The 16,090-nt window shown below is 70.2% G+C and carries 16 protein-coding genes and 1 tRNA gene; 11 read left to right on the forward strand and 6 right to left on the reverse strand.

The window, feature by feature from the left end:
• Nucleotides 1–34 precede the first annotated feature (34 nt).
• On the forward strand, nucleotides 35–1,078 hold the full coding sequence (locus F6A08_RS06890) for a methionine ABC transporter ATP-binding protein (protein WP_151458992.1): 1,044 nt from the start codon (nucleotides 35–37) through the stop codon (nucleotides 1,076–1,078).
• Nucleotides 1,078–1,737, forward strand: a complete 660-nt coding sequence (locus F6A08_RS06895; protein ID WP_017202571.1) for a methionine ABC transporter permease — start codon at nucleotides 1,078–1,080, stop codon at nucleotides 1,735–1,737. Before F6A08_RS06890 ends, F6A08_RS06895 begins: the two co-directional genes overlap by 1 nt.
• Here F6A08_RS06895 and F6A08_RS06900 read toward each other — a convergent pair.
• Both F6A08_RS06900 and F6A08_RS06905 read right to left on the reverse strand, forming a co-directional pair.
• Complete coding sequence (locus F6A08_RS06900) at nucleotides 1,724–2,662, reverse strand: pseudouridine synthase (protein WP_206427165.1); 939 nt, start codon at nucleotides 2,660–2,662, stop codon at nucleotides 1,724–1,726. The two genes, F6A08_RS06895 and F6A08_RS06900, sit on opposite strands and share 14 nt — an antisense overlap.
• 102 nt (nucleotides 2,663–2,764) lie before the next feature.
• Nucleotides 2,765–3,514 (reverse strand): SDR family oxidoreductase, encoded by a 750-nt coding sequence (locus F6A08_RS06905; protein WP_151458993.1) that lies wholly within the window; start codon nucleotides 3,512–3,514, stop codon nucleotides 2,765–2,767.
• Nucleotides 3,515–3,576: 62 nt separating this feature from the next.
• Between F6A08_RS06905 and F6A08_RS06910 the strand changes: the two genes are divergently transcribed.
• Complete coding sequence (locus F6A08_RS06910) at nucleotides 3,577–4,053, forward strand: RrF2 family transcriptional regulator (RefSeq protein WP_124896014.1); 477 nt, start codon at nucleotides 3,577–3,579, stop codon at nucleotides 4,051–4,053.
• A gap of 12 nt (nucleotides 4,054–4,065) precedes the next feature.
• Here F6A08_RS06910 and F6A08_RS06915 read toward each other — a convergent pair whose 3' ends face one another.
• The gene (locus F6A08_RS06915) at nucleotides 4,066–4,560 is read right to left on the reverse strand and encodes a MarR family winged helix-turn-helix transcriptional regulator (RefSeq protein ID WP_017202567.1); all 495 of its coding nucleotides are present in this window, start codon (nucleotides 4,558–4,560) and stop codon (nucleotides 4,066–4,068) included.
• Nucleotides 4,561–4,567: 7 nt separating this feature from the next.
• Nucleotides 4,568–5,062, reverse strand: coding sequence for a GNAT family N-acetyltransferase (locus F6A08_RS06920; RefSeq protein ID WP_124896013.1), 495 nt, complete (start codon nucleotides 5,060–5,062; stop codon nucleotides 4,568–4,570).
• A gap of 113 nt (nucleotides 5,063–5,175) precedes the next feature.
• Between F6A08_RS06920 and F6A08_RS06925 the strand changes: the two genes are divergently transcribed.
• The 7 genes from F6A08_RS06925 (at nucleotide 5,176) to F6A08_RS06955 (ending at nucleotide 11,849) form a co-directional block, all read left to right on the forward strand.
• Nucleotides 5,176–5,247, forward strand: a tRNA-Gln gene (locus F6A08_RS06925).
• Nucleotide 5,248: 1 nt separating this feature from the next.
• Complete coding sequence (gene glmU / locus F6A08_RS06930) at nucleotides 5,249–6,679, forward strand: bifunctional UDP-N-acetylglucosamine diphosphorylase/glucosamine-1-phosphate N-acetyltransferase GlmU (protein ID WP_124896012.1); 1,431 nt, start codon at nucleotides 5,249–5,251, stop codon at nucleotides 6,677–6,679.
• A gap of 7 nt (nucleotides 6,680–6,686) precedes the next feature.
• A complete protein-coding gene (locus tag F6A08_RS06935) occupies nucleotides 6,687–7,721 on the forward strand; it encodes a ribose-phosphate diphosphokinase (protein ID WP_017202564.1) in 1,035 nt (344 codons plus the stop codon).
• A gap of 93 nt (nucleotides 7,722–7,814) precedes the next feature.
• Nucleotides 7,815–8,291, forward strand: coding sequence for an FMN-binding protein (locus tag F6A08_RS06940; RefSeq protein WP_151458994.1), 477 nt, complete (start codon nucleotides 7,815–7,817; stop codon nucleotides 8,289–8,291).
• A 14-nt stretch (nucleotides 8,292–8,305) separates the two neighbouring features.
• Nucleotides 8,306–9,184, forward strand: coding sequence for an FAD:protein FMN transferase (locus F6A08_RS06945; protein WP_124896010.1), 879 nt, complete (start codon nucleotides 8,306–8,308; stop codon nucleotides 9,182–9,184).
• Between the two features lie 15 nt (nucleotides 9,185–9,199).
• Complete coding sequence (locus tag F6A08_RS06950) at nucleotides 9,200–10,774, forward strand: FAD-dependent oxidoreductase (protein ID WP_026049774.1); 1,575 nt, start codon at nucleotides 9,200–9,202, stop codon at nucleotides 10,772–10,774.
• 241 nt (nucleotides 10,775–11,015) lie between these two features.
• Nucleotides 11,016–11,849, forward strand: a complete 834-nt coding sequence (locus tag F6A08_RS06955) for a DUF559 domain-containing protein (RefSeq protein ID WP_151458995.1) — start codon at nucleotides 11,016–11,018, stop codon at nucleotides 11,847–11,849.
• A 345-nt stretch (nucleotides 11,850–12,194) separates the two neighbouring features.
• On the opposite strand, the gene F6A08_RS06960 is transcribed toward F6A08_RS06955, so the two are convergent.
• Both F6A08_RS06960 and F6A08_RS06965 read right to left on the reverse strand, forming a co-directional pair.
• Nucleotides 12,195–13,682: a sensor histidine kinase gene (locus tag F6A08_RS06960; RefSeq protein WP_151458996.1), complete on the reverse strand. Its 1,488-nt coding sequence runs from the start codon at nucleotides 13,680–13,682 to the stop codon at nucleotides 12,195–12,197.
• A 26-nt stretch (nucleotides 13,683–13,708) separates the two neighbouring features.
• Entirely contained in the window at nucleotides 13,709–14,437 is a 729-nt protein-coding gene (locus F6A08_RS06965) for a response regulator transcription factor (RefSeq protein ID WP_017202558.1), read from the reverse strand.
• A gap of 162 nt (nucleotides 14,438–14,599) precedes the next feature.
• Between F6A08_RS06965 and F6A08_RS06970 the strand changes: the two genes are divergently transcribed.
• Nucleotides 14,600–16,066, forward strand: a complete 1,467-nt coding sequence (locus F6A08_RS06970; RefSeq protein ID WP_151458997.1) for an ABC transporter permease — start codon at nucleotides 14,600–14,602, stop codon at nucleotides 16,064–16,066.
• Nucleotides 16,067–16,090 lie beyond the last annotated feature (24 nt).

The raw sequence follows: 16,090 nt of genomic DNA on the forward strand, positions 1-16,090 counted from the left end.
TCTCCGTTTCCCGAGAGCCAGACCGGAGCAGCACATGCCGATCGTCACCCTGACGAACGTCTCCAAGACCTATCCCGCCCGCGCCCACGGCGATCGTGAGATCGTCGCCGTGGATGACGTCACCCTCTCGATCGACAAGGGCGACGTCTTCGGCATCATCGGCTATTCCGGCGCCGGGAAGTCGACCCTCGTGCGTCTCATCAACGCGCTCGAGCCCGCGACGCACGGCACCATCACTGTCGACGGCGTCGACATCACGGCGCTGAAGGAGAGCGAACTGCGTCCGGTTCGCGGCGGGATCGGGATGATCTTCCAGCAGTTCAACCTGTTCTCCTCGCGCAGCGTCAAGGCCAACATCGCCTATCCGCTCAAGCTCGCAGGGTGGTCGAAGCCGGACATCGAGGCCCGCGTGACGGAGCTGCTCTCCTTCGTCGGGCTCTCGGACAAGGCGAAGGCGTATCCGGAGCAGCTGTCCGGCGGGCAGAAGCAGCGTGTGGGCATCGCCCGCGCGCTCGCGACCAAGCCGGCGATCCTCCTCGCCGACGAAGCCACCAGCGCGCTCGACCCGCAGACCACGCATGAGGTGCTCGACCTGCTCAAGCGCGTGAACGAGGAACAGGGTGTCACGATCGTGGTGATCACGCATGAGATGGACGTGATCCAGACCATCGCGACGCGGGTCGCCGTGATGGAGAACGGCCGCGTCATCGAGCAGGGCGACGTGTTCGACGTCTTCTCCGCTCCGCAGAACCCGGCGTCGCAGCGGTTCGTCGGAACGGTGGTGAAGGGGGTCCCGTCCCCGTCGGAGCTCGCCGTGCTGCGCGACCGGCACACGGGCCGTCTGGTCACGCTGTCGTTCCGCGACGGGGACTCGTCCCAGGCTCAGGTCTTCCTCGATCTCGCGTCAGCCGGCCTCGACTTCGAGCTCGTCTACGGCGGGATCAACGACATCCGCGGCCGCGCCTTCGGGCACCTGACGCTCGCCATCCGGGGTGACCGCGCGGCGATCGACCAGGCACTCGCGCGCATCGCTGAGCGGGTCGAAGTCACCGTCATCGCCGGAGAGGAGGTCCGCTGATGGATCGGCTGAACGAACTGTGGCCCGAGTTCTGGCAGGCCGCGCTCGAGACCCTGTACATGACGTCGTTCGCGCTCGTCCTCGGCGGTATCCTCGGGCTGGCAGTGGGCGTGCTGCTGTACGTGACCCGTCCCGGCGGTCTGATGCCGAACCGCTTCGTCTCGGGCCTCATCAATTTCGCGGTGAACTTCTTCCGTCCGATCCCCTTCGTCATCTTCATGGCTGTGGCCCAGCCGTTCGCGCGGCTCGTCGTGGGCAGCGGCATCGGGACCACCGCCGGGGCGTTCATCATCGGCCTGGCTGCGGCGTTCGCGATCGGGCGCATCGTGGAGCAGCACCTGGTGTCCGTTTCCCCGGGAGTCATCGAGGCGGCCAGAGCCATGGGGGCGGGGCCCTGGCGGATCCTGTTCACGGTCGCGATCCCCGAGTCCCTGGGACCGCTCATCCTGGGCTACACGTTCATCGTGGTGGCCCTGATCGACATGACGGCGATGGCGGGACTCATCGGCGGCGGCGGGCTCGGCGCCTTCGCGCAGATCTACGGGTTCCGGCAGTTCGAGCCGCTCGTCATGTGGGCGGCCATCATCCTCATCGTGGTCTTCGTCCATCTCGTGCAGCTCCTCGGCACGCGGCTCGCCCGCAAGGTCATGCGCCGCTGACGGGCGTCCCTCCGGCCGGGGCCTCCTGGAGGCTCCGCCGCGTGCGGAACACGCGCTCCTCGCCGCTGAGCGGGTCGGTGAAGCGCAGCTCGCGGGCGAGCAGCTGGAGCGGATGGTCGAAGTCGTCCGGCTGCTCCGGGTGCAGCACGGGGTAGAAGGGGTCGTTCAGGATCCCCAGTCCGAGAGCGGCGAGGTGCACGCGCAGCTGGTGCATCTTGCCGCTGTGCGGGCGGAGCAGCGTGTGCACGACCCGGTCGTCGGCGGAGATGAGCTCCACCCTGGTCTCCGCGTTCGGCTCGCGCTCGGTGTCGACCTGGACGCGCACCTGAGCGCGCAGCTTCTCGATGTGATTCCGGTACACCAGCGGCAGTGCCGACGGGTCCCAGTTCTGGGGCCGGGCGGAGACGGCCTCGTAGACCTTCCGCACCTGGCGATTCTCGAACAGGAGCTGGTAGGCGCCTCTGGTCGCCGGCCGCGTGGAGAACATGAGCAGGCCGGCTGTGGCCCGATCCAGGCGGTGCATCGGGGCCAGCTCCGGGTTGTCGAGCAGGTTGCGCAGCCGCACCAGCGCCGAGTTCTGCAGGTACCGGCCGCCTGGAGTGGTGGGGAGGAAGTGCGGTTTGTCGACGACGAGGAGGTGGTCGTCCTGATGCAGGACGTCGATCTCGAACGGGATGCGCTGCTCGGCGGGAGGCTCACGGTAGTACCAGATGAACTCGACGCTCCCGATCGGGGCGTCGAGCGCCACCGCGGAGCCGTCCGCTGCCACGATCTCGCCCCGGTCGAAGCGGGCGCGCAGGCGATCGGGATCGAGGTGGAAGAACCGGTCGATCATGTAATCGGCCACGGTGGGCCACTCGCCCGTGAGCGGCACGTGCAGGCGCGTGGCGCCGACGCCGTCGCGCACCGGGAGCGGGGAGGGCATACCCATCGATCGGCCTCCGGGGGACAGGGTCGCTGGTCGCGACAGGAACCCTCCCACCCTAGGCGACGTGTGCCGGCCGACCCGCCGCCCCGTGGTCCTCGGTCAGCGCGCTCCGGCGGCGAGCCACTCGTCGAACGAGGTGGGCGCGAGGCGCGTGCCCGGCGCGGGGATCAGGACCTCGCCGGCGAATTCGACGCCGAGGGCGGCACCCTGCCAGGAGGCACGCAGCGGGAGGTCCGTGCCTCGCGCGGTGAAGGTGCGCCGCGCCATGTCGACCGCGTCCTCGGTCCGCGGACCGGCGATGTCGAACGATGCGGAGAGCGGCGCGTCGAGGGCGGTGTCCACGAGTGCGGCGGCGACGTCCGCCGGGGCGATGGGCTGCACCAGCAACGGCGGGACGATCGCCTCGCCGTCGACGACGGTCCATTCGGCGATCATCGCGGGGAAGTCATGGAACTGCGTCGCCCGCACGATCGTGAAGGGGACGGACCCCGCGGCGACCTCGCGCTCCTGCGCTCGTTTGCCGTAGTAGTGGGGGTTGCCGGCGACGGCGTCGAGCGCGGCGATAGACAGGGCGACATGGTGGCGCACGCCCGTCTCCGTCTCCGCAGTGAGGAGGTTGCGGGTGATCGTCGCGAAGGCGTGCTCGGCCTCGGCGATGTCGGCGACGGGCGGATTGGTCGCGTCGATCACCGCGTCCACTCCTTCGAGGCGCTGGCGGAGCCCGACCCCGGTGAGGAGATCGATGCCGACGCCGCGGCTCAGCGACACCGCCTCGTGTCCGCGGCGCGTCAGCTCCGTCACGACCAGCCCGCCGATCCGTCCTGTTCCGCCAGCCACTGCGATGCGCATGTCCCCTCCTTAATCATGGATATTAGATGTCCACAATAAGGCTCCGAGGTTAGGCTGGGCAAATGAAACTTCCGGAGACCTCCGAGTGGGTGCTGCACACCGTCACGGTGATCGCGCAACTCCCCGCCGGTACCACGGTCTCCGGCGCGCAGCTGGCCGAGCACTTCGGCGTCCCGGGTCCCTACCTGTCGAAGCAGCTGGCCAAGCTCGTGCGCGCGGGAGTGCTCACCGGTAGCACCGGACCGCGCGGCGGATTCCGGCTGGCGAGAGAGCCGGAGCGGATCAGCATCCTCGACCTCGTCGTGGCCGTCGACGGCGCCGCCGATCCCTACGTCTGCCGGGAGATCCGCCAGCAGGGGCGGGGAGCCGCCCGGCCGGAGGACTGCACGCGACCATGCGCGCTCGCCGCGGTCATGCGGCGGGCTCACGAAGCCTGGCGCGCGTCTCTGGCCGGAGTCACCGTCGCGGAGATCGTCGCCGGTCTTCCGGCCGGGGTGCCGGAGAAGAACCGGCGGCTGCTGTTGGCGCCGGCCGGCTGAGCACCGTCGGGCTCAGGCGTCGAAGCTCAGACTGAGCTTGCGCAGCAGCCCGGCGAGGCGATCGCGGTCGGCACGCGAGAGAGCCTGGAGCAGATCGGCCTCGACGTCGACCAGGCGGGTGATGGCGGCGTCCACGCGCATCCGGCCGTCGTCGGTGAGGGTCACCAGCACGCTGCGCCCGTCTCCGGGATCGGCTTCCCGGCGCACGAAGCGGCGTCCGACGAGACGATCGATCCGGTTGGTCATGGTGCCGCTCGAGACCAGGGTCTGCTGCAGCAGCTGCTTGGGCGAGAGCTGGAAGGGCGCGCCCGCTCGGCGCAGCGCGGACAGCACGTCCCACTCCCAATGCTCGAGATCGCTGCGGCGGAACACCTCGCGACGGGCCCGGTCGAGGTGGCGGGAGAGCCGGTCCATCCGCGACAGCACCTCCAAGGGGGAGAAGTCGAGGTCAGGGCGCTGCGTGTTCCACGCACCGACGATCCGGTCGACCTCATCCACCTCGCTCATCCGATCATTATCCCGCGTGCGGCGTCTCCGGCACCGACGCGGGCAGCGTCAGCGTCATGAACGTGCTGTGCGGATCGGCGCGATAGCGGCCGAAGGGGCCGGACTCCCGGAAACCCGCCGAGGCGTACAGGGATCGCGCGGGGACGAAGAACTCCGCGCTGCCCGTCTCCAGCGACAGTCGGCGGATGCCCCGCGTCTGCGCATCAGCGAGCAGATGGGCCAGCATCGATCGGCCCAGCCCCCGTCCGCGCAGCGCGGGGTCGATCCGCATCGACTTCAGCTCCTCGTGCCCGTCCTCCACCGCGGCGAGAGCGCCGGTGGCGACGGGGGCGCCCTCGACGGACCCGACGAACAGGCGCACCCCCGGCGCGAGCAGGCGCTCGATGTCCAGGGCATGACGACTCTCCGCGGGGGCCGTGGGCTCCAGTTCCGCATGATGGGCGACCAGGAACGCCGCGAGTGCGGGCGTGGCGGCGTCGACGCGTTCGATCACGATGCTCATGGCATCAGCATTCCAGAGGGGGTGTTTCCGACGCATGACGCGTCGCGGCGTCAGCAGAACCCCGGCCGTGACATGGCAGACTTGTCCCCGCGACGTCCTCGCGGGGGTCGCGGTCCGCCGTGGTGTAATGGCAGCACGACAGCCTTTGGAGCTGTGAGGTCTAGGTTCGAGTCCTGGCGGCGGAGCATGACTGGGAACAATCTCGCCATCGTCGTCCTCGCCGCCGGCCAGGGAACGCGCATGAAGTCGCGCCTGCCCAAGGTGCTGCACCCGATCGGCGGGCGTCCGCTCGTCGGACACGTGCTCACCACCGCGGCACGGCTGCAGGCGGCGCACATCGAGGTGGTCGTGCGACACGAGCGCGACCAGGTGGTCGCCGCCCTCGCGAAGGACTATCCGGATGCGGTGTTCGTCGATCAGGACGACATCCCCGGCACGGGTCGAGCGGTCCAGGTGGCCGTGGAGGCTCTCCCCGCCGACTTCGACGGTGATGTGCTCGTCCTCTCCGGCGACTGCCCGCTGGCCGACGCCGACACGCTCTCGGCCTTCCTCGCCGAGCACCGGGAATCCGGCGCCCCCGCGACGCTGATGACGGCCCTGGTCGACGACCCCACCGGCTACGGGAGGGTCATCCGCGATGCCGACGGCGGCGTGGACCGCGTCGTGGAGCAGAAGGATGCCAGCGCCGAGGAGGCAGCGGTCCGCGAGATCAACGCCGGCATGTACGCCTTCCGCGCCGAGACGCTGCGCACCTACCTGCCGCAGGTGGGCGTCGACAACGCGCAGGGGGAGATGTACCTGACCGATGTGCCGGGGATGCTCCGGCGCGACGGCGACCGCGTGGCCGCCTCCGTCGTCTCCGATGTCACCGTCACCTACGGCGTCAACGACCGCGCGCAGCTGGCCGAGGTCGGCCGTCTGCTCAACCAGCGCATCGTGCGCCGGTGGCAGCTCGAAGGCGTCACCGTGATCGACCCGGCCACCACCTGGATCGATGACGACGCGAAGCTCTCGCCCGACGTGACGATCCTCCCGAACACGCAGATCCTGCGGGCCACCGTCGTCGCTCCCGGAGCGATCATCGGCCCCGACACGACGCTCGTGGACTGCGAGGTCGGGGAGGACGCGGTCGTGCGCCGCACCGACGCGACGCTCGCGGTGATCGGCGCGGAGGCCACGGTGGGCCCGTTCTCGTTCCTCCGGCCGGGCACGGTCCTGGGGGCGAAGGGCAAGATCGGCGCCTACGTCGAGACGAAGAACGCCGAGATCGGCGAGGGCAGCAAGGTGCCGCACCTGTCGTACGTCGGCGACGCGACGATCGGACGCGGCGTCAACCTCGGCGCGAGCACCATCACCGCCAACTACGACGACGTGCACAAGCACCGCACCGAGATCGGCGACGAGGTGCACACCGGGTCGCACACGGTGCTCGTGGCGCCCGTTAGGCTTGGTGCAGGCGCGAAGACCGGCGCCGGCGCGGTGGTCCGCAAGGACGTCCCGGCCGGAGCCCTGGCCATGACCGTCGCACCCCAGCGCAATGTCGAGGGCTGGGTCGAGAAGAACAGAGCAGGAACGGGCGCGGCGGACGCTGCAGCCCGGGAGAATTCGGCGGAATAGGCGGAGCATGGCCCGGAAGAAGAAGACGGTCGATCTGGATCGTGACAACGGGGTCGCCCCCGGAATCATCGCGAAGACCAAGAAGCGACTCGTCGTCGCCGGCGGGCGCTCGCACCCCGAGCTGACCGCGGCCGTGGCCGAGGCCCTCGGCACCGAGATCGCCCCTGTCGAGCACCGCACCTTCGCATCCGGCGAGATCTACGCCCGGTTCGAGGTGTCGATCCGCGGCGTCGACCTCTTCCTCGTGCAGACCTTCGGCGAGCCGGTCAACGAGTGGCTCATGGAGACGCTCATCATGATCGATGCGGCCAAGCGGGCCTCCGCCAAGCGCATCACCGTGGTCGCGCCCTACTATCCGTATTCGCGCCAGGACAAGAAGGGCCGCGGCCGCGAGCCGATCAGTGCCCGCCTCGTCGCGGATCTGCTCAAGACCGCCGGAGCCGACCGCGTGATGAGCGTCGACCTGCACGCCGCGCAGATCCAGGGCTTCTTCGACGGACCCGTCGACCACCTCTTCGCCAAGCCGGTGCTGCTCGACTACTTCGAGCGCACGCTCTCGCCGGCCGACCGGGAGATCCTCACCGTCGTCTCGCCCGACATGGGTCGTGTGCGCGTGGCGGACACCTGGTCGGACAGCCTCGGCGCACCGCTCGCGATCATCCACAAGCGTCGCGACCCGAAGGTGGCCAACCAGGTCTCCGTGCACGAGATCGTCGGCGCCGTCGAGGGACGCACCTGCCTCCTGGTCGACGACATGATCGACACCGGTGGGACCATCGTCAAGGCCGCGCAGGCCCTCAAGGCCAACGGCGCGCACCGTGTCATCGTGGCGGCGACGCACGCGATCTTCAGCGACCCGGCCTCTGAGCGGCTGCAGGACGCGTCGATCGACGAGGTCGTCATCACCGACACGATCCCGCTCACCGAGTCGCGTCGCTGGGACAAGCTGACGATCCTGCCGATCGCTCCGCTGCTCGCGCGCGCCATCCACGAGGTGTTCGAGGACGGCTCCGTGACGAGCATGTTCGGCGGAGACGCCTGATCCATCGTCACGGCACAGCCCGCGCATAGCAGCGGTGCTTACGGTCGAGGAGTCGACGAGCCCGTCGAACGACACCGAGCCGGGAGGACCAGCATGATCCGCACGACCGTACCGACCTCTGTCCGCAAGGGATCCGCGCTGCTGGGCATCGCGGGTCTGTTCGTCCTCGCCGGATGCTCCGGCACCGCCGACGCGGGTGACGCCGACACCGTCGGCGGCAGCACGCCCGACGCCGGCACCTCTTCCGAGTCGTCCGGCGGCGACGCGACCGCGACGTACGCCGACGGCACCTACACGGCCGACGGCTCGTACCAGACGCCGGAGACGGTGGAGCAGATCTCCGTGACGCTCACCCTGGCGGACGGCGTCGTGACCGATGTCGAGGTGACCGGCGACCCGCAGGCCCCGGAGACCGAGCGCTATCAGGGCGAGTTCATCGACGGGATCGCCGATGAGGTGGTGGGCAAGCCGATCGATGAGCTGAACGTGAGTCGTGTGGCCGGCTCGTCGCTCACCAGCGGCGGGTTCAACGACGCCGTCGACGCGATCAAGGAGCAGGCGGCCTCCTAGGCGCCTGAGGCCGCATGGCGAGCTGGCGCTTCGAGGCGATCGGAACGCACTGGGAGATCGAGACCGTCGACCCGCTGGGCGAGGAGGCGCGGGGACGCGTCGCCGCCGAGATCGACCGCTTCGATCGCGAGTGGTCGCGGTTCCGCGCCGACTCCCTGGTGCGCGCACTGGGCCGTGACGGTGGACGCATCGTCTCCCGCGACGCCGGGCCGATGCTCGACGCGTACCGGGAGCTCTCCGGGGCGACCGCTGGCGCGGTCAATCCCCTCGTCGCCGACAGCCTGGCGGCGCTCGGGTACGACGCCGCGTACTCGCTCGTCCCGGGGGCGCCCGTGGCAGCCCCGGATGCCTGGGAGGAGCGGGTCTCCTGGACGAGCGGCGAGGTCACGGCATCCGTGCCGGCGCTCCTCGACGTCGGAGCACTCGGGAAAGGACGCCTCGTCGACCTCGTCGCAGGGGTGCTGACCGACGTCCCCGGCGACCTCGTGGTGGACGCCGGCGGTGACATCCGCGTGCGCGGAGCCGGGGTGCGCATCGCCCTCGAGCATCCCTACGACCCGCAGAAGGCGATCGGCGTCGTCGAGGTGCAGGATCGGGCGCTGTGTGCATCTGCGACCAATCGTCGCGCGTGGGGGAACGGCCTGCATCACGTGCTGGATGCGCGCACGGGTGAGCCGGTCCGCACCTGGGCGGCCACCTGGGCGCTGGCACCCGAGGCGATGACGGCCGATGCCGCCGCGACGGCGCTCTTCTTCGACGGCGGGCCGGCACTGGCCGCGGCGTGGGGCGTCGAATGGGTCAGGATGAGCACGGACGGCCGTGTGCAGCGCTCACCGGGGTGCTCCGCCGAGCTCTTCCTCGCGGAACGCGCTCCGACATCCACGGGCAACTAAGGAAGAGTGGACACCGTGAAAAGCTCCTTCGCCGCCGCACGTCAGCGGGTCCTCGCCGTCCTCGGATCGCTGTCGATGTACCGCCTCGTGCTCTTCGCCCTGATCGCCCTGGCCGTCATCGCGCTGGTGCTCTCGCTCCTCGGCGTGATCGTCTCGCCGACGCCGCTCGAACTCGTCGCGTCCTTCGTCGTGCTCGCGGCGGTGATCTCCGCGGTCGACGCGGTGGCGCAGCGTATGCTCCGGCTTCCGTGGCGCATCGAGTCCTCGCTCGTGACGGCGTTGATCCTGTTGTTCGTGCTGCGCCCCGGGGTCGAGCCGGCGGCACTGCTCGGACTCGCGATCGCCGGTGCGGTCGCGAGCGTCTCGAAGTACCTGATCGCCTGGCGCGGTCGCCACATCTTCAACCCGGCCGCGTTCGGCGCGGCCGTGGTGTCGATCCTGGGCGCGTTCGGGGCCTTCGACTGGCTGGGAACGTCATCGTCGTGGTGGGTGGGCACCCCGGTGCTGACGATTCCGGTCGTCATCCTCGGCCTGGCCGTGCTGTGGCGCACCGAGAAGGTGCGGGTGGTGGCCGTGTTCCTGCTGGTCGCTGTCGCGACGTCGGTCGTCCGGCAGGCGGTGCAGGCCGCGCAGTTCGACATCGCGTTCGACGTGTGGACGGCGCTCCCGTTCGCCGTGCTCCAGTCTCCGTTCCTGTTCCTCGGGGCGTTCATGCTCTCCGAACCGCTCACGCTTCCCCCGCGCCGTCGACAGCAGATCGTGGTCGCCGTCGTGGTCGGGCTGCTCGCCGGATGGCCGATCTCCATCGCCGGTCTGTTCACGCTGGGCCAGGAGCGCGCCCTGCTGATCGGAAACCTCGTCGCGTTCGCCTTCGCGCTGCGCGGATCCGTGCGGCTCGTGCTGGAGCGGCGGCGGTTCGTCACTCCGACGGCGCAGGAGCTCACCTTCCGGGCGAAGGGGCGCGTGCGCTTCCTCCCCGGGCAGTACCTCGAGCTGGACGTCCCGCATCGTCGGCCCGACGCCCGCGGCACGCGCCGCGAGTTCAGCATCGTGTCGGCTCCGGCTGACCTGCCGACGCTGCGCATCGCCTACAAGAACGGTGACCAGAAGCACCCGTCGAGCTACAAGCGCGCCCTCGCCGCCGCGGAGCCGGGAGCGACGTTCGCGGTCACCGGGACCTGGGGCGACTTCATCCTCCCGCGCGGCGAGCAGCCGGTGCTGATGGTCGCGGCGGGCATCGGCGTGACGCCCTTCGTGTCGCAGCTGCGGCAGCTGCAGGCGACGGGACAGCAGCGCGACGTGGTGCTCGTGTACGTCGCCTCCGACGCGTCGGAGCTCGCCTTCCGCGACGAGCTCGCTGCGACAGGAGTGCGCACGGTGGTGTTCACGCGCGATGAACCGGCCGAGCTCCCGGCGCACTGGACCTGGGGACAGGGGGCGCGCCTCGACGCCGAGACCCTCGAGCGGTCCGTGCCCGACCTCGCCGACCGCCACGCGTTCATCTCGGGCCCGCCGCGCCTGATCGCCGACCTCGCCCCCGCTCTGCAGAAGGCCCGCACCCTCACGACCGACGCCTTCGCCGGCTACTGACTCCGTCCCCGTCCCCGTCCCCGTCCCCGTCCCTGTCTCGCTCCCCGTCCCGGTCCGGCGGGACGGATGTCGGGCGAGCGGACGGATGTCGGACCGAACAGCCCTTCCGGGCCCGACATCCGCGCATCCGTCCGACAGGTGTCCCATCCACCGCTCCTGCACCGCGGACCGTACTCGCGCTCTCCATCCACAACCGGCCTCTTCCGCTGAGCCGAAGGGGCGGACCGGGCAGCATCGAGGGATGCTCAGCGCCGCCAGTGTGACCGCCCACCACGGTGGGGTCGTGCGGGGAACCCTGCTCGGGAGGTACGGCATCACGCGGCGGATGAGAGCGGATGAGGTCGACCGGGGTGCGCTCGTGCGCATCAGGCCAGGTGTCTTCGCCGTGCCGACGGCCGACCCGCAGCTCGTCGAGGCCGCGGCGCACGGCGGTGCCCTCACGTGTGCGCACGCGCTGCGCCTCTACGGGATCTGGACCCTCATCCCTGCCGATGCCGTGCACGTGTGGCTCGGGGCGCGAGGCCGCGCTCACCATCACGGTTGCGGTTGTGTCGTCCACCGGGATGCCGGTGTCGCCGGCGTCGGCCTGGCGCCCCTGGAGGAGGTCCTGGTCCACGTCCATCGGTGCGGCGGAGAGGAGGCGTTCTTCGCCGCCCTCGAGTCGGCGCTCGCGCAGCGCAAGATCACCTCCGCAGCGCGGCGACGCATCCGGGCCCGCCTCCCGGCGCGTGCGCGCTGGCTCGTCGACTTCGCGCGTTCCGATGCCGACAGCGGACTGGAGTCTCTGCTGCGACTGCGTCTTCACCTGCGCGGCATCCGCCTGGACTGCCAGGTGCGGATCCGAGGCGTCGGTCGCGTCGATTTCGTGCTCGACGGCCTGCTCATCCTCGAGGCCGACGGCAAAGGCAACCATGACTCACCGGAGAAACGTCACCGCGATCTGATGCGCGATGCTCTGGCTTCAGCGCTCGGCTACGAGACGCTGCGGTTCGACTACGCGCAGATCGTCCATTCGTGGCCTGTGGTGGAGGCTGCGGTCCTCGCGGCGATCGCGCGGCTCCGCGAACGCGACTGACAGCGGCCACTTGGCAGCTGTCGCCGTACGGATGTCGGGCCGAACGGCTGCCGACCTGTACGGATGTCGGGCCGAACGGCTGCCGCCCCGTACGGATGTCGGGCGTTGGCGCGGATGTCGGGCACACCGAGACGGAATGGCCCGACATCCGCGCATCCGTCCGACGGGTGTCCGGGCCGACAGGTGTCCCGTCCGACGGGTGTCCGGGCCGACGGGTGTCCGGGCCGACGGGTGTCCGGGCCGACGGGTGTCCGGGCCGACGGGTGTCCGGGGCGGCGAGTGTGCCGTGTGGCGGCAGGTGTCCGGGGCGGCGAGTGTGCCGTGTGGCGGCGTGCCGGGACGGGGTCAGGCGCGAGCGGGGGCGGGTGGGGGTTCGACGGGGATGCGCACGGTGAAGGTGGTGTCGCCGGGCACGCTCTCGACCGTGATGGAGCCGTGGTGTCCTTCGACGATCGCCTTCACGATCGCGAGGCCGAGTCCGGTGCCGCCGGTCTGCCGTGCCCGGGAGCTGTCGCCGCGCGCGAACCGGGCGAACAGCTCGTCGCGGATCGCGGGGTCGATCCCTGGACCGTCGTCGTGCACCCGCAGCACGGCATCATCGCCGTCCCGAGCGACGCTCAGGGTGACGGTCGTGCCGGCCGGGGTGTGGGTGCGGGCGTTCGCCAGAAGATTCGCGACCACCTGGTGCATCCTCCCCGCGTCGCCGACGATCGTGACGGGCTCGTCGGGGACATCGATCTTCCAGTGGTGGTCGGCAGCGGTCGGCCGCGCATCCGAGAGCCCTTCGAGAGCGAGCTGTGTCAGGTCGATCGTGCCGTACACGAGCTCCCGCCCCTCATCGAGCCGGGCGAGGAGCAGCAGGTCCTCGACGAGCCGGGTCATCCGCAGCGACTGCGCCTGGATGCGCTCCAGCGACGACGTGGTGCTCTCGATCACCTCGCCGCTCTGCGCGGAGTCCGGGGCATGCCGCAGCGCGCGCAGCGACAGCTCGGAGTAGCCGCGGATGGAGGCGAGCGGTGTGCGCAGCTCGTGGCTCGCGTCCGCCACGAACCGCCGCATCTGCTCCTCGTTCTTCTGACGCGCCGCGAGGGAGCTGTCCACGTGATCGAGCAGCTTGTTGAGTGACGCCCCCACGAGACCGGTCTCGGTGCGGGGATCGGCTTCGGACGCCGGCACCCGCTCCGTGATGCTGACCTCGCCGCGGGCGAGCTGCTGGTTCGCGACCCTCGTCGCGGTGGCCGCCACCGCGCGGAGGGGACGCAGGCCGACTCGGATCGTGATGGCGGTCGTGAGCGCGAGCAGGATCAGGCCGCCGACCGTGGCCAGCAGGATGACGGTAAGCAGCTGCGTGAGCTGATTCTGGATCTCGTCGCGAGGAAGGCCCGTGATGACGACGACGCCGTTGCTCGCGGTGGTTCCGACCACGCGGTAGGAGCCGAGCCCATCGAACGAGACCGTTGCGGGCGTGCCGAGTGCCACGGTGGCGTAAAGCTGTCTCAGCTGCTCGGACGTCAGAGACTGCCGCGTGCTGCTCAGGGCGCCGCGAGAGTCGTCGAACGCGACGCCGGTCGGTCCGGCGACGGGGCTGCCGACGGACAGCAACAGGCCGGGAACAGGGTCGAGCCGGTACAGGATGTTCTCGACCGTGGCGTCCGAGGGGGCGACACCCTCGACCACCCGGTCGCGGATGGTCACCGCGTAGCCCTTCACCTTGTCGTCGAGCTGCTGCTCGAGGGTGCTGCCCAGGGTGGCGCTGGTGATGACGGCGACGATGATGAGGATCAGCGACACGAACCCGATCACGGCGGTCATCAGCCGCGTCTGCAGGCTCATCGGCCGTCTCGTCATCGTCGCTGGGGTCACTGGGGAGCCTTGATCATGTAACCCACCCCGCGGACGGTGTGCAGCAGGGGAGTGCGGCCGGCGTCGATCTTCTTGCGCAGGTAGGAGATGTAGAGCTCGACGACCGAGGATTTGCCGCCGAAGTCGTAACTCCACACGCGGTCGAGGATCTGGGCTTTGGACAGCACCCGGCGCTCGTTGCGCATGAGGTAGCGGAGCAGCTCGAACTCGGTGGCTGTCAGCTCGATCTCGGTGCCGTCGCGGACGACCTCGTGGCTGTCCTCGTTGAGGGTGAGGTCCGCGACCCGCAGGATCGACTGGCCGTCGTCGGCGGTGGCGTGGCCGGTGCGGCGGATGATCGCGCGGAGTCGGGCGATCACCTCCTCCAGGCTGAACGGCTTGGTGACGTAGTCGTCGCCACCGGCGGTGAGCCCGGCCACCCGGTCTCCGACGGCGTCTTTCGCGGTGAGGAAGAGCACGGGGACGAGGTTGCCGCCTTCGCGGAGGCGCTTGAGCACCGACATCCCGTCGAGGTCGGGCATCATGATGTCGAGCACGAGCGCGTCGGGCTCGAACTCGCGCGCCACCTGGAGTGCTTCCATCCCGGACGATGCCGTGCGCACCTCCCAGCCCTCCATCCGCAGGGCCATGGCGAGCAGGTCGGTCAGCATCTGCTCGTCGTCGACGGCGAGGATGCGCAGGGGAGAGCCATCGGGGCGGCGAAGTTCGGGCAGGTCGCTGGTCATGTCCCTATTCTGCGGAATCTCCTATGCAATTTCTATGGAGAGGGCTATGCATTCTCTGAGAGCGTCGTTCCATAGGGTGTTCATCATCCTCCCCTCGAATCCGCATAACGGGCGTTCCTAGCGTCGATCCCACGCCGTGACGACCGCGGCAGGAGGAGAGACATGTACGGAAGATATCTGCGGCGCGAACTCGCCGGCCGCAAGAAGCAGACGATGATCGTGGCGATCGGGCTCGCCATCGCGATCGGGCTGGTGATCGTGGTCAACGCCCTGACGGCCGGCGTGCGGGACGCCCAGGCGCAGGCTCTGGAGTCCGTGTACGGCGTCGGGACCGACCTCACCGTCACCGGGGCGGCGGCGGAACCCGGAGAAGGCGGTGGTCCGCGGTTCGAGTTCGACGCCGACGCGGGCGAGACCGACGGCGACACGACGACGCTCGCACAGTCGACGCTGCGGACGGACTTCCTGCGCGGCACGCTCGACGCATCGGTCCTGGACACGGTGGCGGAGACCGACGGCGTCTCGGCCGCGACCGGGGCTCTGAGCCTGACCAACTCCACCTTCTCCGGGGAGGTGCCGAGCGGCGGCTTCGGCGGTCAGGACGGCGACAGCGGGAGTGCGCCGGATGCGGGGCAGGCTCCGCCCGAGGGCGGGGGAGCGGGCGGCGGAGCGTTCGGGATCGACTCCTTCACCGTGCTCGGCATCGACCCCGGCGCTGCCGCGATCGGCCCGCTCGCCTCCGCCGAGATCGAGGGCGGCCGCGGCTTCGAGGCCGACGACAGTGGCCAGCTGGTCGCGCTCGTGGACAGCACCTACGCGACCTCCGAGGAGATCGCCGTCGGCGACACGATCGACGTCGCGGGGTCGGACGTGGAGGTCGTCGGCATCCTCGCCTCCACCTCCGGCACGGCGGACACCGCCGCCGATGTGTACCTCCCGCTCGACACCGCGCAGGGGCTCGCCGGCGTCGAGGACGTCGTCTCCACCGTCTACGTCCAGGCGGATTCGGCTTCGTCCATTGACGACGTGCAGGCCGCGCTGGCGGAGGCCCTGCCGGACACGACCGTCTCCTCGCAGTCCGACCTCGCCGCCACGGTCTCCGGGTCGCTGTCGAACGCAACGTCTCTGATCACGAATCTCGGCTCCTGGCTGTCGATCATCGTGCTCGCCGTGGCTGTGCTGCTGTCGGTGCTCCTGACGCTCTCGGGTGTCGGCAGGCGCACTCGGGAGTTCGGGACTCTCAAGGCGATCGGCTGGTCGAACGGACGCGTCGTGCGCCAGGTCGCCGGCGAGTCGATGGTGCAGGGTCTCATCGGCGGGGCCGCCGGGCTCGTCCTCGGTCTCGCAGGCATCCTGCTCATCAACGTGCTGCGGCCGACTGTGGCCGCCGGTGCATCGGCAGCAGGCCAGGGCGCACCGGGTGGAATGGGTGCGGGCCCCACGGGCGGCGGAGGCCCGATGCTCCAGGCCACGCAGGCCGCGGACATCGTGCTGCAGGCCCCGCTCACCCCCTGGGTGCTGGTGGCCGCTGCCGGGTTGGCCGTCCTCGGCGGACTCGTCGCCGGCGCGTTCGGCGGATGGCGCGCCGCTCGCCTGAGTCCGGCCGAAGCGCTCCGTTCCGTCGCATGAGCGGCACCGCGGCCCATCCCTACA

The organism is Microbacterium algeriense (assembly GCF_008868005.1).
GTDB lineage: Bacteria > Actinomycetota > Actinomycetes > Actinomycetales > Microbacteriaceae > Microbacterium > Microbacterium algeriense.